The organism is Oricola sp. (assembly GCF_022763245.1).
In the GTDB taxonomy this organism is placed as follows: domain Bacteria; phylum Pseudomonadota; class Alphaproteobacteria; order Rhizobiales; family Rhizobiaceae; genus Oricola.
Window position 1 is genome coordinate 522529 of record NZ_JALEGV010000012.1, and the last position, 20275, is coordinate 542803.

Consider the following 20275-nt stretch of genomic DNA (forward strand, 5'->3'; position numbering starts at 1 on the left):
GGTCGGCGCATCGCCGTGGCGAATATCCGAAGCGGATTGGTGGACAGAACGAGACGACGTCCTTCATCTGGGATGAGGCTCACGGTCCTGTGCCGATCGACGCCATGGCAAGTCAGCAACTCGGTCATCGCGTCAGATCTCCTGTCCTTCGCACAGTTCCCGCCCCTTGGCCTCGTAAGGCGCCAGCCGCCGGATCAGCGTCTCCAGACTGTCGAACGGCCGGTAGAGCGCCCGATCCTCGATCGAGGCCAGCAGGGCGAATGGATTGACGGACACGATCACGTTGCGTGGCAGTTTTATGTTGCCGAAACCGCCGGCGTCCTCCGGCCACGGTTCGGAAAAGAGCACCACCTTCTGTCCGTTGACCTCGACGCAGGTGAGCGTCCCTTGCTCGACGGCGAAGGGCCATTCCCCGATCGTGTCGCGCGCATCGATCGCCAGTTCCGGCAGACCGCCGCCGAACGCCGCCTCGTTTGCCGCCGACGAGGCCGGCCAGCCGAGCGACGCGCCAAGCGCTGCGGATATGGCGATCGCCGATCGCATCAGTGGGCCACCGCCGCCGCAGCCGCCTCGTCGATCAGGCGTCCCGTCGTGAAGCGCTCCATCGTGTATCCGGCGTTGATCGCATGCGGCGCGTTCTGCGCGATCGTGTGGGCGAAAACGTGGCCCGAGCCGGGCGTCGCCTTGAAGCCGCCGGTGCCCCAGCCGCAATTGACGAACAGGCCGGGAACCGGCGTCCTGGAGATGATCGGCGAACGGTCCGGCGTCACATCGACGATGCCGCCCCAGGAGCGCAGCATGCGCATCCGGGTGAAGACCGGGAACATCTCGCAGATCGCGTCCAGCGTATGCTGGATGATGTGCAACCCGCCGGTCTGCGAATAAGAGGTGTACTGGTCGGTGCCGGCCCCGATCACCAGTTCGCCCTTGTCGGACTGGGAGATATAGGCATGCACGGTGTTCGACATCACGACGCACGGAAAACACGGCTTGACCGGCTCTGAGACCAGCGCTTGCAGCGGGAAGCTCTCCAGCGGCATGCGCACACCCGCCATCTCCATGATGACGGAGGTGTTGCCCGCGGCGACGACGCCGACCTTCTTGGCGCCGATGAAGCCGCGCGACGTCTCAACGCCGGTCACCGCGCCGTCGGCGCCGCGGCGGACGCCCGTCACTTCGCAATTCTGGATGACGTGGACGCCACGATCCGAGGCAGCACGCGCATAGCCCCATGCGACCGCGTCGTGGCGGGCCGTGCCGCCGCGCCGTTGCAACGCCGCACCCATCACGGGGTAGCGCGCCGTCTGCGAGATGTTGAGCGGCGGGCAGTATTCCTTCGCCTCTTCCGGCGTCAGCCATTCATTGTCGACGCCGTTCAGCCGGTTGGCGTGGATGTGCCGCTTGAACACCTGAACGTCATGGACATTGTGCGCCAGCATCATGACGCCGCGCGGCGAATACATGACGTTGTAGTTGATATCCTGGCTGAGATTCTCCCACAGCTTCACCGCGTGATCGTACAGGCCTGCGGATTCGTCGTAGAGATAGTTGGAGCGGATGATCGTCGTGTTGCGTCCGGTATTGCCGCCGCCGAGCCAGCCCTTCTCCAGAACGGCGACATTCGTGACACCATGTTCCTTGGCCAGGTAGTAGGCTGTGGCGAGGCCGTGGCCGCCGGCCCCGATGATGATCACGTCATAGTCGCTGCGCGGCTCGGGCGAGGCCCATTGCCGGCCCCAGCCCTTGTGCCCCCGCATTGCTTCGCGCGCCAGGGCGAATCCGGAAAATTTCCGCATCGCAACACACCTCGTCAGGTCGTCCAGAAATGCGCATCGGGACATGCTCCGAGCGCCGCAGAATGCTAGCATTATCGGCGGGCCGCAGCATACCCTGCCCTTTTTGCGACCTGCCATGGCGCGCACGGCATTGGCGCGGCGCGCATCGACTCGTCGGCAACTTGGAAAAAGCGGGCATGAAAAAAGGAAGGCACGGGGATGGGGCGTATCCCGTGCCTTCCCGGCAGCGTGATCCGGAGAAGACAGCTGCCAAACAGGTCACGCGGAACCGTGTCCGCTCCCGCTCGACCATCCCGTTGATTTACGTAAGGTCATAACTTGAATCTGACCATGCGGGAGAAATTTCGAGGGAAAGCCGGGTTCACAAATCCGTGAATGGCCGGATTTGGCGGCCTGCAAGTATCCCCGCCGCGATAGTGGACAATCCTTGGTTATTCTGCTACTAGGCCGCTCGAATCCGCGATGACGCGTCGCGGAACGGGAACGTTGTGTTCCGCCATTTGCCGTCATTCAGAAGAAAGTTGGGATCCACGTGCAAGTTCTCGTACGCGACAACAATGTTGACCAGGCGCTTCGCGCGCTGAAGAAAAAGATGCAGCGCGAAGGCATTTTCCGCGAAATGAAGATGCGCGGACATTACGAAAAGCCCTCCGAGAAGCGCGCCCGCGAGAAGGCGGAAGCCGTCCGCCGCACGCGCAAGCTCGCCCGCAAGCGCGCTCAGCGCGAAGGATTGCTGGGCGGCCGCGGCCGATAAGACGCCGACGGAGCGCTTTGTCGCGATTTCGTCCCTTTTCGATTTGAAGAAGGTGGCGCTGCTTCAACAAAAGCGCGCCGCCTTTTTTCATATGCGGCGCCGACAGGATGGGAAACGAGCCAATGGAAATGATGGGCAGGACGAGGCGGTCCATGCGCCCCTCCGGCACGAACCGCCAGCCCTTCGGCGGAAAGGCCGGACTGGCCGCGGCGACGATCGTGCTGGCGGGCTTCGCGGTCGCGGGCTGTGAAACGTCCGACGTCGATACCCGTTTCGCCACCACCATCGAGGCCGAACAGGGCAGCGAGGAGAACATCGCTTCCCTCTCCAACGTGATTCGCGCCAATCCGCAGGATCCCAACGGCTACAACGTCCGCGGCTCCGCCTTCGGCCGCGCCGGGCGCTACGAGGACGCGCTGCGCGATTTCGATCGCGCCATCCAGATCAATCCGCGGTTCCACGAAGCCTACGCCAATCGCGCGCTGATCTATCGCAACATGGGCGATCTCGGCCGGGCGGCCGAGGACTATGATCGCGCCATCCGGCTCAATCCGCGCTACGACGCGGCCTATATCGGTCGCGGCGAGCTCTACCGCCGTGCCGGTCGCGTGACGGAGGCCTTCAACGATTTCCAGAAGGCCATCCAGCTCGACACGACCGATCCCCGCGCCTTCTTCCGGCGCGGCCTGATCTACCAGACCCGCGGCCAGCACGACTTCGCCATCGACGACTTCTCCACCGCCATCTCGCTGCAGCCCAGCGCCCCCGAGCCCTATAACGGCCGTGGCCTGTCCTACATGGCGCTCGGCCAGACCGACAACGCGTTCGACGACTTCAACTACGCCCTACGCCTAGACGAACGCATAGCCGAAAGCTGGGCGAACCAGGCGCTGGTCTATGAGAAGCGCGGCGAACTGGACAAGGCCAAGAAATCCTACCTGCGCGCACTGCAGCTCGACGGCGAATACGAGCCGGCCCGCAGCGGCCTCGCCCGCGTCGGCGGCTGACGTCGACGGGCCCCGCCTTTATCGAACGTCGACACTGATCCCAGAACAAGAAAACGGACCGCCCGCGTCAGCGAGCGATCCGTGATGCATGCGATGACCGTTCCGTCGGAACGGTCATCCGGATCAGGCCAGGAAGTAGCCCAGGATCATCAGCAGGACGAAGGCGACGATGCCGCCGAACAGGCCGCCGCCGGCGAAGAAGCCGAAGGACATGGCAATGAGCAGGGCGACGCACATCACGACGAGCCATTTGCTCATGTTCAGGAACATCGCGTAGGTGCGCTCATGTTCCGTGTAATCCATTTCGGCTCCGGTTTCCGCAGGACCGGAAGGGTGAGTGTCGGCCATGGCTTCTGCTCCGCTCGGCAAGTGTCTGACTGGCTTGCGATTAGCGAAAAGCCCGGCCGACTGCAATGCCTTCGATGAAACTGCGTGATTATGCCGCCAGAATTGCAATCTTCGCGGTCGGCAGCACGTTCAGCGCCGGGAGGCGCGACGCCGGCGTGTCGAACAAGAGCCTGCGCTCCGTTTCCGTGGAGTGGAACAACGGATAGCGCTGGCAGATCTCGGCTTCACGCAGCGGGCTGGCAAACAGCACCGGCTCCACCAGAAACTCCTTCACCTTCTTCGGCCCGGCGATGATCGTCGATCGGAACACCCGCCGATAGAACGGAATGTGGTCTTGGGCGACAAGCCCGAGACAGGCATTCACCTTGAAGTGCTTGGTCGCCATGAAGGCGATCCGCAACGTCATGAGCGCCAGACCCGGCACCTCGCGCGACATTTCCTCGTCCACCGCGAAACGGCTCGGATCGATGAATGTCTGCCCCTGCGCCAGAAGCGGCTTCATGACTTCGGGAAAAATCCGCACCGCCTGACAGTCCGGGGTTTCCGCGGTCACGTGGGCGATGCGCAGCGTGGAGGCGAGCTGTTCCTCGTAATAGACGCCGAACACCTGCGCCCCCGGCAGCCGGTCGCTCTCGTCCACCGCGTCGCCATGCAGCTTGTGGGCGTAAAGGTCATGCGCGTCGAAGGCCCGGCTGCGCAATTGGCTGATGTCTTCGAAGTCCTCCGGCGAAACGACGCGCCGGTATTCCATGCGCTGCGTCGCTTCGAGAATGTGTTCATTCAGGTTGGCAGCGCCACCCGTCCCCTCGGCATGTCCAAGCGGTACGCTCATATCGTGTCCCCATATGTCCCGGGAAACAGGGTAAACAAGCTCTTAACGTTGTAAATAGCAATATCTGATTAAGTCCTTGTTAACCATGATCGATTGCGAGCGTGGTTAAGGCCGGGCAATTGCCCCTGGGTCACTTTGAGCGCTTTCGCGCCCCTCTAACGGGGCCTCCCGGCGCTTCAGGAAGCGACGGCGGCTTTCGGGGAAATGTAGCGGACCGGCGAGACTGGCAGCAGCGAATGGCGGGCCAGTTCGAGGATCGAGGCGGTCGGCAGGGCCGGCCCGAGCACGAAGCCCTGGATGCGGCTCACCCCCTTGGTGGCAAGCACGAGACTGAGTTGCGCATCCGAAGACACACCCTCGATCGTCACTTCGAGGCCGAGCATGATGCACAGGTTGGTCACGCCGCGCAGCAGGTCGATCGGCGTCTTCCCGCTCTCGATGCCCTCCACGAAGGAGCGGTCGATCTTCACCTTGTCCAGCGGCAGCTTGTGCAGATAGCTGAGCGACGAGTAGCCCGTGCCGAAATCGTCCAGCGAGACCTTGATGCCGCGGTCGCGGATCGTCTGCAGCATGGTGAGCATTTCCGCCTCGTTGGAGATGACGGCGGTTTCCGTCACCTCGATCTCGAGACGGTTCGTCGAGATGCCGGACTTGCGGATAGCGTCGTCGATTTCGTCGAGCAGGCGCGAACGGCGGAAGTCGATGGCCGACAGGTTGACGGAAACGCTCACGTCGCCCGGCCATTTCACGCAATCCTGCATCGCCCGCAGCAGCACCGACCGGCTCACCTTGCCGATCATGCCCATCTCTTCGGCGAGCGGAATGTACTCGGCCGGCGAGATGTCGCCCAATTCCGGGTGGCTCCACCGCGACAGCGCCTCGCAGGCGACGATCTTGCCCGTATGCGCATCGACGATCGGCTGGTAACGCACCGAAAGCGCGTCTTCGTCCAGCGCCTTGGCCAACTCGCCCTTCACCAGCTGGCGGCGCTTGTATTCGGCGTCCATGGAATCCTCGAACACCGAGCAAACGCCCTTGCCCTGCGCCTTGGATCGATAGAGCGCGAGGTCGGCGCGCACCATCATGCGGGTGAGGTCGAAGCCGGCGCCCTCCGCCGCGGCAAGGCCGATGCTAACCGTCACATGCACCTGCTCGCCACTCAGCTCGTAGACGCCCATCAGCTTGGACCGCACCAGCTCGGCTGTTTCGTTCGGCGACAGGGCGTTGGCCTGCTCGGGCACGAACACCATGAATTCGTCGCCGCCCTGGCGCGAGACCAGCACGTCGCTGAGGCGGAAATCCTTTAGCCGGGACGCCACGGTGCGCAGAAGCATGTCGCCCTGCGCGTGGCCGAGCGTGTCGTTGACATGCTTGAAATCGTCGATGTCGAGCATGATCAGCATGCAGCCGCTTTCGCACGACTTCTGCTTCAGCCGTTCGGAGATCAGCGTCGCGAAATAACTGCGATTGGGCAGGCCCGTCAGCGCGTCGTAGCGCGCCATGGACAGCATCTGCCGCTCGGCATTGATGCGTTCGGTGATGTCCTCGAAGGTCAGCACTGCACCGGACGAACCGCGCGGGTTCGACCGGAATTCCACGTGGCGCCCGTCATTGAGCACGAAGCGCTTTTCCGTGCCGCCCCGGAGGATCATCGGCAGCAACTGCCGCCGCAGCTTGTCGACCTGGCGCACGGACAGCACCTTGCGCGCCCGTCCATAACGCAGGATCGTCTCGAAGTGACGGCCCTCCAGAACGATGTGGTCGGGAATGTCGAACAGTGTACGCGCCGTCTTGTTGGCGACCAGAACCCGCAGATCGTCGTCGAACATGATCAGACCGTGCGACATGTTGTTGAGCGCGATGTCGAAGCGCTCGGCGATTTCCTGGTTCTTGGCGCGGCCCTGGATCGCGTCGATCACCGAGGCGCGAATGTTGCGCACCAAGGTCTGCATGAGCGCGATGTAGGGCACGCACATCAGCGCCGCGAGCAGATGCGCGAGATCGCCATAGAGCGCGGCGCCCACGGAGGCAGGCACCAGCAGCGACACCACGATCGTGAAGACCAGCCGGGGCGAGCCGTAGAGCCTGGCAACGACGGTCGGCAAGGTGGCGAAGACCAGCGTGAAGGCGGAAATCAGGGTGTATTCGCTGGAGGCGACATGCATCGCCACGAAGGCGTAGACGCCGATCAGGCCCGCTCCGACCGCGGAGGTCCACATGTAGCGGGTTTCCCACATGGTCGCCCACTCGACCTTCTCGTCGCCCTCCAGAGCGGCGGCCCGCTCCTTGTCCGCATGGTACGCGCCGAACTGGCGAACCCGGACATAGGCCGTCAGCAGGATCGCGACGACGAGCACCGGATAGACGATATGGCCGGTGTCCAGCCACGCCGCGCCGACGACGATGAACTGCATCACGGCGCCGACGACGAGAGAGTGCGAATCCCTGAAGAAGGTGTCCACGAACGACGTGTACACCTCGGCCATCATCGATTTTGAGATGGTTTGCTTCAAAACTCGCCTCTGTGGATTCCGGCGGGGACCAGCGCCGACGCTAACGCTCCGCGCTTAAGGAAGCGTTTAGGGGATACCCAAGACTGGAAGAAACGGGCGCATGCCGGCCGCGGAAGGGCGGTTCGCCCGGCAGGTTCAGATCTTTGCCTTCAACGGCTGGTTGTGATCCGCCCGACGCGCCATCGCGGTATCGATGCTGGCCGCGCGAACATGACCGTAACCGGCGATCTCGGCCGGCCAGGACGCGAACGCAACGGCATCGGCCAGATTGTCCCGGTCGAGCGTGCCGGCGATCCGGTCCACGTCGCGCTCATAGGTCGCCAGCATTTCCAGGTCGAGCCGGCGGTCGGCGTGGCGCGCGAACGGATTGAGCGGCGAAAACCGGAGAAATTTCAGACGGCTGAGCAAATGGAAGGCCGTCATCATGCGCGGGCCGAAAACACGCTTCTTCGGCCTGCCCTGCGCGTCGCGCTCTCCGAGGATCGGCGGTGCGAGGTGGAATTCGATTTCGCGCCAGCTTTCGAATTCGATGCCGAGCTGGCGGCGAAATTCCGGCGACGCGTAGAGCCTTGCAACCTCGAATTCGTCCTTGATCGCCATCAGCCGGAACAACTGCCGCGCCACGGTCTCGGTCAGCACGCCCGAATCACCGTCCACTTCCGCCTCGCGCCGGGCGAGCTGCGCGACACGGTCCCGGTAGCGCTCGGCATAGGCGCGATTGTGGTAGGCGGCGAGGAACTCCGCCCGGACGGAAATGACGTGGTCGAGCGTCTGCGCGATCTCGCGCCCGCGGCCGGCATGCGCCTCGAGAATGTCCGCAAGCGCTTGCGGGTCATGCGCCAACCGGCGCCCCCAACGGAACGCCTCGACATTCATCGCCACCGCCTGCCCGTTGAGCTGAATGGCCTGCTCGATCGACGCGCTCGCGACCGGCAGCGCGCCCTTCTGGGCGGCGAAGCCTAGCATGAGCATGTTGGCGGCGATGGTGTTGGCGAACAACGTGCTCGCGGCACGGCCCGCGTCGACCAGGTGCAGGTCGTCTTCGCCGGCGGCGTCGCGGATCGCCGAGACGAGCCGGTCCGTCGGCAGGCGGTAGTCGCGGTCGCGGGCGAAATCGCCGGGCATCACCTCGGCGCGGTTGACCACGACTACGGTTTCGTCCTTGCGGATCGCGGCGAGCACCTTGCGGCTGCCCGTCACGACGAGATCGCAGCCGAGCACCAGATCCGCCTTGCCCGGCGAAACCCGGATCGAGGAGACGGCGTCGGGCGTGCGGCCGATGCGCATGTGCGAGAACACCGCGCCGCCCTTCTGCGCGAGACCCGCCATGTCGATGATGCCGACGCCCTTGTTCTCCAGATGCGCCGCCATGCCGAGAATGGCGCCGATCGTCACGACGCCGGTGCCGCCGATGCCGTCGATGATCGCCGCCCATTCCTCGTGCCCCTCGCCGAACGCAACGACGGGCGCGTCGGGCACGCCGTCCAGCGGATCGGCCTTCTGCTTGACCGGTTCCGGCTTGCGCAACTTGCCGCCATGCACCGTGACGAAGGACGGGCAGAACCCCTTGAGGCAGGAAAAGTCCTTGTTGCAGGCCGACTGGTCGATGCGACGCTTGCGGCCGAATTCCGTCTCGACCGGCTGGATCGCGACACAGTTCGACTGCACGCCGCAATCGCCGCAGCCCTCGCAGACGAGTTCGTTGATCAGCACCCGCTTGTCGGGATCGGGGAAGGTGCCGCGCTTGCGCCGACGGCGCTTCTCCGCCGCGCAGGTCTGGTCGTAGATCAGCACGGAGACGCCGGGCACGGTCAGCAACTCGCGCTGCACCGCGTCGAGATCGTCGCGGTGATGAATCGTCACCCCGCCCGGAAAATTGGCGTGGCCGGCATATTTCCCGGGCTCGTCGCTCACGACCGCGATCCGCTCGACACCCTCGCCGCGCACCTGATTGGCGATCGCATCGACCGTCAGATCGCCCTCGACATGCTGGCCGCCGGTCATCGCCACGGCGTCGTTGAAGAGGATCTTGTAGGTGACGTTGACGCCGGAGGAGACCGCGAAGCGGATCGCCAGCGAGCCGGAGTGGTTGTAGGTCCCGTCACCGAGATTCTGGAAGATGTGGCCGCGCCGCGAGAATGTTGCCTCGCCGACCCAGTTGGCCCCCTCGCCGCCCATCTGCGTGAAGCCCGACGTGTCGCGCTCCATCCACAGCGCCATGAAATGGCAGCCGATGCCGGCCGAGGCGCGCGCGCCTTCGGGAACCCGTGTCGAGGTGTTGTGCGGGCAGCCCGGACAGAAGGTCGGCACGCGCGCGCCGGCGTCCTTGGTCTGTGCGAAGCGCTCCTGAAGCTGCCGGATATGCGAGACGCGCAACGCAACGTCCTCGTTCGGCCCGCACACCGCCAGGACCCGCTCGCCGACCGCGACCGCCACGTCGTTGGGGTCGAGCGCGCCCATCACGGGGAACAGCTCGCGGTTGCGTTCGTCGCGCTTGCCGATCACCTGCGGACGGTCGGTCAGCCCGTAAAGCTCCTCCTTGATCTGCACCTCGATCAGCCCGCGCTTCTCCTCGACCACGAGGATCGTGTGCAGCCCGTCGGCGAAGCGCTTCAGGTCTTCCGGATCGAGCGGCCAGGGCATGCCGACCTTGTAGAGGCGGATGCCGAGATTAGCCGCGGCGACCTCGTCGATGCCGAGATCGCCCAGCGCCTCCCGCAGGTCGAGATAGTTCTTGCCCGCCGCGACCAGCCCGAGTTTCGGATTTCGACCGCCCTGCCAGACCACGTGGTCGATCTGGTTGGCCCGGTTGTAGGCCACCGCCGCCTCGCGCTTGTAGCGGTGCAGCCGCTCCTCCTGCCCGAGGAAATCCAGTTCCGTTCGGCGGATGTTGAGACCGCCGGGCGGCATGTCGAAGTCGGGAATGACGGGCCTGATCCGGTCGAGACCCACCTCGATCGAACCGGTCGATTCGATGTTGTCCTTGACGCATTTCATCGCCGCCCAGGTGCCGGCGAAGCGGCTGAGCGCATAGGCGTGCAGCCCGTAATCGACGATCTCCTGCACGCCCGCCGGATTGAAGATCGGGATCAGCGTGTCGACGAAGGCAAACTCCGACTGATGCGCGTTGGTCGAGGATTCCGCCGTGTGATCGTCCCCCATCAGCGCCAGCACGCCACCATGCTTGGACGAGCCGGCGAGATTGGCGTGACGGAACACGTCGCCGGTGCGATCGACGCCCGGCCCCTTGCCGTACCAGAGCGCGAACACGCCGTCATGGCGGCCCATGCCGTCGAGTTCGGCCTGTTGCGTGCCCCAGCAGGCGGTCGCCGCCAGTTCCTCGTTGACGCCCGGCTGGAAGCGGATGCCGGCCTGTTTCAGGAGATCGCCCGCCGCCCAGAGCTGCTGGTCGAGCCCGCCGATCGGCGAGCCGCGATAGCCGGAGACGAAACCGGCCGTGTCGAGGCCCGCGCGCCGGTCGCGCTCGCGCTGCATCATCAGCATGCGCACGATCGCCTGGCTGCCCGAAACGAAGATCCGCTCGCAGGACAGATCATATTTGTCACCGAGCGTGACCGGTCTCGTCATGGGGCTTCTCCGCATCCTGTTCAACAGTGCCGTCGGGGCAGTGTTGGGTCTCGCCGGGATCGCGTCAAATCTTTTCCGTTGTGCGGCGCGAAAGAGAAAGATCCCGAAAATTCAGGCTGTTCCGTCGCAACAATCGGTCGTTTGGAACACTCTCGGCGAAATGCGTCAGGCGCCCGCCGAAAAGCCGCCATCGACCGTGAGCACGGTTCCCGTCATGTAGCGCGAGGCGTCGGAAGCGAGCAGCAGCAGCGCGCCGTCCAGATCGTCCGGCCGGCCGAGACGGCGCATCGGAATGCGGCCCTTCAGAAAGCCGCCCGCGCCCTTGTCGAGAAAGGGCTTGGTCATCGCGGTTGCGAACCAGCCCGGCGCGAGCGCGTTGATGCGCACCCCGGAGCGCGCCCACTCGATCGCCTGGGCGCGCATCATCTGTTCCAGCGCCGCCTTGGTGCCGGCATAGGCGCAGACGCCGGCCATGCCGGTGCGCGCGAGCACGCTGGTCACCTGGATGATCGAGCCGCTGCGCTTCGCCGCCAGCATCCGCGTCGCCGCCTCCCGTGTCACCCGCATCGTGCCCGCGACATTGGTCGAGAACACGTCCGCCAGCGCTTCGTCGTCGAATTGTTCGGCGCGTTCGAAATGCGCGATCCCCGCGGCGTTGACCAGCACGTCGACCGGTCCCAGGTCGCGCTCGACCGCCTCGAACACCGCCTCGACCGCCGCGCCGTCGCGAATGTCGCAATCGTAGTGCCGCACGGACGCGTCTTCGCCGACCGGCGGCGCGCAGCTCGCGCCGGCAACGAGAGCGCCCCGCCCGGCCAGGAGCGCGGCGAAATGCGCTCCAAGGCCGGACGAGGCGCCGGTTACCAGGCAGACCTTGCCTGCCACTCCAAGAATGTCGTCCGCCACTCGGAACCTCTGCATCGCCCGTCGGGGTTGAACTACCCCAACGTCAGCGCAATCGGCAACCCCGAATGGCGAACGCCGTCAGGTCAGGCGAACCACCAGCGCTCCATCCAGCGCTCGCCGTCGCAGTCGAAGTTCGACGCCATGTCGCCATGGCCGATCTTGCCGTTGGTGGCGAAGACGAAGTTCGCGAACATCGGCAGCACCGTTCCGCCGTCCTGCGACACGAGGCTCTGCATCTCCGAATACATCTCGCGACGTTTCGCCTCGTCCAGCTCGGCGCGGGCGGCAACGAGGAGTTCGTCGAAGCGCGCGTTCTTCCAGTGGCTGTCGTTCCAGGCCGCACCCGACTCGTAGGCCGTGGTGAAGATCTGGTCTTCCGTCGGACGACCGCCCCAATAGACGGCGGAGAACGGATGCTTCAGCCAGACATCCGACCAGTAGCCGTCATTCGGCACGCGGTTGACATTGACCTTGATGCCGGCGCTTTCCGCCGAGTTCTGGTAGAGGACCGCGGCTTCCACGGCGCCCGGGAAGGCGGCGTCGGCAGCCGACAGCGTGACCTCGAGGCTGTCGAGGCCGGCCTGCTTCAGGTAGAACTTCGCCTTGTCGGGATCGTACGGCGTCTGCGGCAGTTCCTTGTCGTAGAAGCGGTAGCTCGGTCCGATCGGCTGGTCGTTGCCGACCGTGCCGTGGCCGAACAGGATCTTGTCGACGAGTTCCTGGCGGTTGATGGCGTGCTTGAGCGCCAGGCGCACATTCACGTCGTCCAGCGGCGCCTGGTCGGTCAGCGCGGCAAAGGAGTAGTACTGCGGGCCGGCGATCGAGTTGATCTCCACGCCCGGCTTGCGGCCGAGCAGGCCGACGGTCTTCAGGTCCAGCTTGTCGATCATGTCGACCTGGCCGGAAACGAGCGCCGTGGTGCGTGCGTTGAGATCGACCACCGAGAGCATTTCCACGGCGTCGAACCAGCCGCGATCCTGGTTCCAGTCGTCGGTGAAGCGCTCGAGCTGAGCGACCACGCCCGGATCGAAATGCACCAGCTTGTAGGCGCCGCAGCCGTCGCCGGACTTCCAGTCGATGCCGCCATTGCCGTCGGACGGGCAGATGGCCATGTGGTAGTCGGTGAACACGAACGGGAAGTCGGCGCTGCCGGCTTCGAGTTCGAAGACCACCGTGTCGTCACCGTCCTTGCTGATGCTGGTGATGGACGCGACCAGCGGCTTTGCGACCGAGGTCGACTTCTCGCCGCGGTGATAGTTCACGGAGTCGATCACGTCGTCGGCCGTCAGCGGCTTGCCGGAATGGTAGGTGACGCCCTGGCGGATCTTGAAGCGCCAGGTCTTGGCGTCCGGCGTCGCTTCCCAGCTCTCGGCCAGCGACGGTTCCAGGGAGCCGTCGGTGCCGACGACGGTCAGGTAGCCATGCATGCCGAAGGGCAGGGCGACGGTGAAGCCGTTGGTCCACGTTGCCGGATCGAGCGTGTCATTGGTGTTGCCATGGCCCTTGGCGTGGCGAATGGTGCCGCCTCGCTTCGGCTGCGCGTAGGCGCGGCCGGGCATGAGTCCGGCGGACAGCCCGGCGACGGCGAGACCCGTTGCCGCACCCGCCTGCAGGAAACGGCGGCGCGTCGTCGAGCCCGCACCCGGCGTCCATAGAGTCCGAGAATTCATCATTGCTACTCCCTGGGTTGTTTGACTGGTCAATCAAATATCTTTTTGACCGCGAGAGCAAGGTCCGAGGCCGGGTCCCTCCCGGCCTCGGATCTCGCGCCACGATCCCTGAACGTAGACCGTTATTGTGTAGAACGGGCAACAAATCACCCGAAAAAGTGGTCAGAAAAATTGACCACTCGATTGTGCTTCCCCCACGCCAATGCTAGCAAACCGCGCGATCCGCCTTGACCGGCGGCGCTTTTCATGTGCGTCTGCGGAACTGACGCGACGGCCGGGAGGATCGGCGGCCGGGACGCAGTTCACCGGCTGGCGCGGCCCGCATCTGGGGAGAGAAATGGCTCCATTGCTGAAATTGTCACGCGCCATCGACGCGGTGACCGGCTTCATCGGCCGGTCCGCGTCATGGCTGATCCTGGTCGCCGTGCTGGTCAGCGCCGGCAACGCCACGATCCGCAAGGTCTTCGACACCTCGTCCAACGCCTGGCTGGAACTGCAGTGGTATCTCTACGGCGCCGTCTTCATGATGGCGACGGCCTACACGCTGCAGCGCAACGAGCATGTGCGCATCGACATCGCCACCTCCGGCCTGTCGAAGAAGACGCGCGACTGGATCGACCTGTTCGGCCACGTCTTCTTCCTCCTGCCCTTCTGCGGCATCATGGTGTGGCTGTCCTGGTCCTTCATGACCCGGTCGATCCGCTCCGGCGAGGTATCGATCAACGCCGGCGGCCTCGTCCTTTGGCCTGCCAAGACGATGATCTTCCTCGGCTTCGCGCTTCTGACCGCGCAGGCCGTGTCGGAGATCATCAAGCGCGTCGCGGTCATTGCCGGCAAGATCGAAGACCCGACGGTCAAGCATGACCTGCCCCCGATCGTGGAAGAGCTGGAATCGGCTGCCGACCTCGACGAGAGGAGAAAGGCATGATCGAGCTCATCGCCCACAATCTCGCGCCCATCATGTTCACATCCGTGATGGCGCTTCTCCTGCTCGGCTATCCGGTCGCCTTCACCCTGGCCGCGGGCGGGCTCGTCTTCTTCTTCATCGGCGTCGAGCTCAGCCAGTTCGCGCCAGACCAGATCAACCTGTTCTACCCGCTGATCCAGGCGCTGCCGAACCGCGTCATGGACGTCATGCGCAACGACACGCTGCTGGCGATCCCCTTCTTCACCTTCATGGGGCTGATCCTGGAGCGCTCGCGCATGGCCGAGGACCTGCTCGACACGATCGGCCAGCTGTTCGGGCCCATCCGCGGCGGCCTCGCCTATGCCGTGATCCTCGTCGGCGCGCTGCTTGGCGCCACCACCGGCGTCGTCGCGGCCTCCGTCATCGCCATGGGCCTGATCTCGCTTCCGATCATGATGCGCTACGGCTACGACCGGTCGCTCGCCACCGGCACGATCGCGGCGTCCGGCACGCTGGCCCAGATCGTGCCGCCGTCGCTGGTGCTGATCGTCATGTCCGACCAGCTCGGCCGCTCCGTCGGCGACATGTATGCCGGCGCGCTTCTGCCGGCGATCATGATCATCGTCATGTACTGCGCCTACATCTTCTTCGTCACGATGGTCCGCCCCAAGGCGGCGCCGGCCCTGCCCGCCGAATTCCGCACGCTCGGCGGCGGCGTCTTCTCGCTGGTCGCCGTGATCGCCGCGACGGTGGCGCTCGCCTATGCGCTTTACTATTTCGTCTTCGACGCCCTGCGCTACGAGACCCGTTTCGTCTGGTCGGCGACGCTCGCCACCGCGGCGGCCCTGATCTTCAGCCTCGTCAACCGCCACCTGAAGCTCGGCATCATCTCGCGTCTCGCCGAACAGGTCGTCATCGTGCTGATCCCGCCGCTGGCGCTGATCTTCCTCGTGCTCGGAACCATCTTCCTCGGCATCGCCACGCCGACCGAGGGCGGCGCCATGGGCGCGACGGGCGCGCTGGTCCTGTCGCTGGTGAAGCGTCGCCTCGGCATGAAGACGCTCAAGGAAGCGCTCGATTCCACCACCAAGCTGACCGCCTTCGTGATGTTCATCCTGATCGGCGCGCGCGTCTTCGGCCTGACCTTCTACGGCATCAACGGCCATCTGTGGATCGAGGAACTGCTGCTGGCGCTGCCGGGCGGAGAACACGGCTTCCTCGTCTTTGTGACGGTCGTCGTCTTCATCCTCGGCTGCTTCCTCGACTTCTTCGAGATCGCCTTCATCGTGGTGCCGCTGCTCATCGCCCCGGCGGAATCGCTCGGCATCGACCTGATCTGGCTCGGCATCATCCTCGGCATCAACCTGCAGACGTCGTTCCTGACGCCGCCCTTCGGCTTCGGCCTGTTCTATCTGCGCTCCATCGCCCCCTCCAGGGCGTGGAAGGACGACGTCACCGGCAAGACCATCGAGGGCATCCGCACGCTGGAGATCTACAAGGGCGCCCTGCCCTATATCGTGATCCAGTTCCTGGCGATCATGATCGTGATCTTCTTCCCCCGCCTCGTCACCCACTACAAGGACGACGTCAAACCGGTGAACCTGGACGACGTGCAGATCCAGCTGCCGGGAATGGGCGCGCCGGGCGGCCTGCCTGGCCTGCCCGGACTGCCGGGCCAGGGTGGCGGCGGTGCCGCTCCCGGCGGACTGCCCGGATTGCCGGGCGGCCTCAATCTCAACAACGCCCCGCCTGCGGGTCTCGGCAACCAGTCCGGCGGCAGCGCGCCCGCCATGGGCCTGCCAGGCCTTCCGGGCGGACTGAACCTGAACGGCACGCCGCCGGCGATCGAGACCGCGCCAGCCGACCCGGCGGTCGATCTCAGCCAGCCGCCGGTCATCCAGTGATCGCATGCGGTCCCGCTGCCGGCGGGACCGCGCCCAACCCGCCGAACATCGTGATCTTGTTGCATTTGCCCGCCACCCTCACCACCTGAGGCGAGGCCGCGCTGGCGGTCGCCAAACCGTGACGCGCAAGAGGAGAGCGGCAATGTTCGATCCGAAAAAGCTTCTGACCGACCTGTTGGAAAGCAAGGTTCCCGGCACCGAGGGAACGGTGCGCGACAAGGCCGGCCAGGTCGGCCAGCTCGCCAAGGACAATCCCATCGCCACCGGCGCGATCGCCGCCGTCCTGCTCGGCACCGGCACCGGACGCTCGATCACCGGCTCGGCGCTGAAGCTCGGTGGTCTCGCCGCCGTCGCCGGCCTCGCCTACAAGGCCTACCAGAACTATCAGGACGGCAAGTCGCCCGAACAGAGCCGCTCCGACACCGCGGGCGCGCCGGACCTGCTGCCTCCCCCCGCCGACACCGCCTTCGATCCGGCCGCGGCGCCTCAGGGCGAAGACGCGTTCACGCTCGCCCTCATCCGCGCCATGATCGCCGCCGCCCGCGCCGACGGCCATGTCGATGACGCCGAACGCGAACAGATCGCCGGCAAGCTCGCCATGTCCGGTCTCGACGACGACGCCGCCGACTTCATCAACCGCGAACTCGCCGCCCCGCTCGACCTCGACGCCATCCTCTCGGCCGCGCAGACCGACGCCCAGAAGCTGGAGCTCTACACCGCTTCGCGCCTGACCATCCGGCCCGACAGCCGCGCCGAACGGGGCTATCTCGACCTTCTGGCCGGCCGCCTCGGACTGCCCGAGGCGCTCGTCGACCATGTCGAGGCGACGATCGAAGGCGCGACCGCCTGACGCTGCGGGAGACGCGGCGCGCGCCTTCTGCTACAGATTCGCCGCGCCGCTCCCGGCCCCAAAGGAACGCCTCTCGCCATGGCGGCACTCTCATGACGAACAATCCCGACCGGCCGCTGCACCTGCGCATCGCGCTCGAAAACGACATCGCCATCGGGCCTGGCAAGGCCGACCTTCTGGAAGGCATCCGGGACACCGGTTCGATCGCGGCGGCGGGTCGCCAGATGGGCATGAGCTACAAGCGCGCGTGGTCGCTGATCGAGGCGATGAACACCGCCTTCAGCCAGCCGGTCATCGAAACCGCGCGCGGCGGCAGCGCCCGCGGCGGCGCGCGGCTGACCCCGACCGGCGAAACGGTGCTCGCCACCTATCGCCACATGATGCGGGCCGCCGAAAGCGCCATCGCCCCGGACGTCGAAATCCTGCAATCCCTTCTTGACCCCGATCAGCGCAAACGTGAAAACTTCGATTGACAGGAATGGTAGTCCCGATATGTTTTGCGAAACATATCGGGAAAGGGCACGCCATGACGCATTCGACTGCCATATTCAGGACCGCCATCTGCGCGGCCGGCCTTGCTGCGCTCGTCCTCGGACGGCCATCGGCGGCGGCCGCACAGGTTGAGTGCGGCGACACGCCGCTCATCGTCTTCGCCGCCGCCTCCATGACCGACGCCGTCGGCGAGATCGCGACGGCCTTCGCCGAGCAGACCGGTTGCGAAACCAGCGTGTCGTTTGCCGGCTCCTCGACGCTCGCCCGGCAGATCGCCCAAGGCGCGCCGGCCGGCGTCTTCCTGTCCGCCAATCGCGACTGGGTCTCCTGGCTGACCGAGAACGCCCCCGAACAGGTCGCTGGCACAGCCGTGACCGTCGCCCGCAACGGCCTTGTCGCCGTTTCGCGGTCCGGCGAGACCGGCGACATCGCGGAATTGCTGTCCGCCCGCTTCGCCATGGGCGACCCCGAACACGTGCCCGCCGGCATCTACGCCAAATCGGCGCTGGAGACGCTCGGCATCTGGCAAGACGTGTCGCCCAATGCCGCCTTCACCGAAAATGTCCGCGTCGCGCTGGCACTGGCCGCACGCGGCGAAGTCGGGGCGGCGATCGTCTATTCCACCGACGCGCGCATGGAGCCAGACCTCGCCGTCGCCTATCGCTTCGATCCGGCCAGCCACCCGGAGATCGCCTATGAGGCCGTCCTCCTGAAGCGTGGCGGGCCGGCCGGCGCGGCCTTTCTCGACATGCTCTCCGGCCCGCAAGGCCGCAGGATCCTCTCCACCTACGGCTTCCTGCCGGGCAGCGACGGCGGCAGCGGCTAGGCCATGACGGGTGGGGGCGAACTTGCAATCATCATACTCTCCCTGAAGGTCGCCGCGACCGCGATGGTCGTCACCCTGCCCTTTGCATTCTTCGTCGCCTACGCGCTCGCCCGCTGGCGCTTCCGCGGCCGCGGCCTCCTGCAGGCCGTCACCACCCTGCCCCTCGTGCTTCCGCCGGTCGTGACCGGTTACGCGCTGCTCGTATTGTTCGGCGCCAACGGCCCGCTCGGCTGGCTCTTTCGTGAAACGATCGGCCTCGAATTCGCCTTTCGCTGGACCGGGGCGGCCCTCGCCGCCTCCGTCATGGCCTTCCCGCTCCTCGTCCGGCCGATCCGCCTGTCGCTGGAGGCCATCGATCCCGGTCTGGAGGAAGCCGCCGAAACGCTCGGCGCCAGCCGGCTGCGCATCCTCGCCACGGTCACCTTGCCGCTCGCCCTGCCCGGCGTGCTCGCCGGCGTCATTCTCGGCTTCGCCAAGGCGCTCGGCGAATTCGGCGCCACGATCACCTTCGTCTCCAACATTCCCGGCCAGACCCGAACCCTGTCGCTGGCGATCTATTCCTTCCTGCAAAGCCCGACTGGCGACGCCGCCGCGCTGCGCCTGATCGGCTTTTCCGTCTTCCTCGCCATCGTCGCCATCATCGGTTCCGAATGGATCGCCACCCGCCTTTCGCGAAACGGGAAGAGCCGCAATGGCTGAGATCGACGTCGATGTCGCCGTCCAGGCCGGCGAATTCACGCTGGAGGCCGCCTTCGAGGCCGGCCCCGGCATCTGCGCGATCTTCGGCCAGTCGGGCGCCGGCAAGTCCACCCTGCTGCGCAGCGTCGCCGGCCTCGTCGCCCCGCAACGCGGCCGCATCGAAATCGGCGAAGAGGTCATCCTCGACACCGACGAGGGGATCTGCGTGCCCGCCCGCGAGCGCCGGGTCGGCTATGTCTTCCAGGACGACCGCCTGTTTCCGCATATGAGCGTCCAGCGCAACATCGCCTATGGCGCGCGCGGCGCCGCGCAACCGGAAGCGTCCGAAGCCGAGCAGGTCGTCGCCATGCTCGGCATCGCCGACCTGCTCGACCGCTACCCCGCGACCTTGTCCGGCGGCGAGCGCAAGCGCGTGGCGATCGCACGCGCCCTGCTGTCTCAGCCGCGCATCCTCCTGATGGACGAGCCGCTGGCCTCGCTCGATCACGCCCGTCGCGAACGCATCATGCCCTATCTGGAGCGCATCCGCTCCGAGACCCGCATTCCGATCCTTTATGTGAGCCACGAGATCGACGAGATCGCGCGACTGGCCGACACGCTGGTGATCCTGTCGCAGGGCCGCGTCGTCGCCTCCGGCCGAACCCCGGCGCTGTTCGCGCGCACCGATCTCGGCGCCTGGCTCGGCCAGAACGGCGGCGGCGTATTGTTGCGCGGCATCTTCCGTCACTTCGATCCCGAATACCGCATGATCGAAGTCGATCTCGACGGCTACACGCTGCACCTGATCGGTCCCGACGACGAACGGGACCTGCCGGAGCCCGGCACGAACCTGCGCCTGCGGGTCCATGCCCGCGACGTCGCCATCGCCCTCTCGCCGCATGGCGACCTCTCGGTGCGCAACCAGATGCCTCTCGTCATCGAGTATATCGAGAAGGTCGACAACGCCTACAGCATCATCCACGGCCTGATCGGCCTGCAGCCGCTGAGATCCCGCATCACCCGCAAGACCGTCGACGATCTGGGTCTGCATGCCGGCATGACCGTCTATGCGCTGATCAAGTCCGCCGCCTTCGACCGGCGGCTGGTGCGCGAGCAACACGGCTCCCGCAAGATCCACGCATGGCGCAGCGGAAGCCAGGACGACTAGCCGCCGGAAATCGCCCTTACGCAAAGGGAGGCAGGG

The 20275-nt window shown here is 65.7% G+C and carries 17 protein-coding genes; 9 read left to right on the plus strand and 8 right to left on the minus strand.

Annotated elements, in window-relative coordinates:
* Positions 1–132: 132 nt before the first annotated feature.
* Both MRY80_RS06780 and MRY80_RS06785 read right to left on the minus strand, forming a co-directional pair.
* Positions 133–543: a hypothetical protein gene (locus tag MRY80_RS06780; protein WP_293289301.1), complete on the minus strand. Its 411-nt coding sequence runs from the start codon at positions 541–543 to the stop codon at positions 133–135.
* On the minus strand, positions 543–1796 hold the full coding sequence (locus MRY80_RS06785) for a sarcosine oxidase subunit beta family protein (RefSeq protein ID WP_293289303.1): 1254 nt from the start codon (positions 1794–1796) through the stop codon (positions 543–545). The genes MRY80_RS06780 and MRY80_RS06785 overlap by 1 nt, the downstream gene beginning before the upstream one ends.
* A gap of 532 nt (positions 1797–2328) precedes the next feature.
* Between MRY80_RS06785 and rpsU the strand changes: the two genes are divergently transcribed.
* Both rpsU and MRY80_RS06795 read left to right on the plus strand, forming a co-directional pair.
* Complete coding sequence (gene rpsU / locus MRY80_RS06790) at positions 2329–2550, plus strand: 30S ribosomal protein S21 (protein WP_175278240.1); 222 nt, start codon at positions 2329–2331, stop codon at positions 2548–2550.
* A gap of 122 nt (positions 2551–2672) precedes the next feature.
* Entirely contained in the window at positions 2673–3557 is an 885-nt protein-coding gene (locus MRY80_RS06795; protein ID WP_293289308.1) for a tetratricopeptide repeat protein, read from the plus strand.
* A gap of 123 nt (positions 3558–3680) precedes the next feature.
* Here MRY80_RS06795 and MRY80_RS06800 read toward each other — a convergent pair whose 3' ends face one another.
* The 6 genes from MRY80_RS06800 to MRY80_RS06825 form a co-directional block, all read right to left on the minus strand.
* Positions 3681–3905: an aa3-type cytochrome c oxidase subunit IV gene (locus tag MRY80_RS06800; RefSeq protein ID WP_293289309.1), complete on the minus strand. Its 225-nt coding sequence runs from the start codon at positions 3903–3905 to the stop codon at positions 3681–3683.
* A gap of 88 nt (positions 3906–3993) precedes the next feature.
* Complete coding sequence (locus tag MRY80_RS06805; RefSeq protein ID WP_293289310.1) at positions 3994–4737, minus strand: hypothetical protein; 744 nt, start codon at positions 4735–4737, stop codon at positions 3994–3996.
* 176 nt (positions 4738–4913) lie between these two features.
* Positions 4914–7250, minus strand: coding sequence for an EAL domain-containing protein (locus tag MRY80_RS06810; RefSeq protein ID WP_293289311.1), 2337 nt, complete (start codon positions 7248–7250; stop codon positions 4914–4916).
* Between the two features lie 135 nt (positions 7251–7385).
* On the minus strand, positions 7386–10853 hold the full coding sequence (locus MRY80_RS06815; protein WP_293289313.1) for an indolepyruvate ferredoxin oxidoreductase family protein: 3468 nt from the start codon (positions 10851–10853) through the stop codon (positions 7386–7388).
* Between the two features lie 150 nt (positions 10854–11003).
* Entirely contained in the window at positions 11004–11744 is a 741-nt protein-coding gene (locus MRY80_RS06820; protein ID WP_293289315.1) for an SDR family oxidoreductase, read from the minus strand.
* A gap of 83 nt (positions 11745–11827) precedes the next feature.
* Positions 11828–13414 (minus strand): ABC transporter substrate-binding protein, encoded by a 1587-nt coding sequence (locus tag MRY80_RS06825; RefSeq protein ID WP_293289317.1) that lies wholly within the window; start codon positions 13412–13414, stop codon positions 11828–11830.
* 337 nt (positions 13415–13751) lie between these two features.
* On the opposite strand from MRY80_RS06825, the gene MRY80_RS06830 reads away from it, so the two are divergent.
* From MRY80_RS06830 to modC, 7 genes are all read left to right on the plus strand, one after another.
* Positions 13752–14342 carry a TRAP transporter small permease subunit gene (locus MRY80_RS06830; protein WP_293289319.1) on the plus strand — a complete coding sequence of 197 codons (591 nt, stop codon included), beginning with the start codon at positions 13752–13754 and terminating at the stop codon, positions 14340–14342.
* Positions 14339–16225, plus strand: coding sequence for a TRAP transporter large permease subunit (locus tag MRY80_RS06835; protein ID WP_293289321.1), 1887 nt, complete (start codon positions 14339–14341; stop codon positions 16223–16225). The genes MRY80_RS06830 and MRY80_RS06835 overlap by 4 nt, the downstream gene beginning before the upstream one ends.
* 142 nt (positions 16226–16367) lie before the next feature.
* Positions 16368–17075 carry a tellurite resistance TerB family protein gene (locus MRY80_RS06840; RefSeq protein ID WP_293289323.1) on the plus strand — a complete coding sequence of 236 codons (708 nt, stop codon included), beginning with the start codon at positions 16368–16370 and terminating at the stop codon, positions 17073–17075.
* A gap of 92 nt (positions 17076–17167) precedes the next feature.
* A complete protein-coding gene (locus MRY80_RS06845) occupies positions 17168–17548 on the plus strand; it encodes a winged helix-turn-helix domain-containing protein (RefSeq protein ID WP_293289325.1) in 381 nt (126 codons plus the stop codon).
* A 53-nt stretch (positions 17549–17601) separates the two neighbouring features.
* A complete protein-coding gene (gene modA / locus MRY80_RS06850; protein WP_293289327.1) occupies positions 17602–18393 on the plus strand; it encodes a molybdate ABC transporter substrate-binding protein in 792 nt (263 codons plus the stop codon).
* 3 nt (positions 18394–18396) lie between these two features.
* Positions 18397–19092 (plus strand): molybdate ABC transporter permease subunit, encoded by a 696-nt coding sequence (gene modB, locus MRY80_RS06855; RefSeq protein WP_293289328.1) that lies wholly within the window; start codon positions 18397–18399, stop codon positions 19090–19092.
* On the plus strand, positions 19085–20239 hold the full coding sequence (gene modC, locus MRY80_RS06860; protein WP_293289330.1) for a molybdenum ABC transporter ATP-binding protein: 1155 nt from the start codon (positions 19085–19087) through the stop codon (positions 20237–20239). Before modB ends, modC begins: the two co-directional genes overlap by 8 nt.
* Positions 20240–20275: the final 36 nt, after the last annotated feature.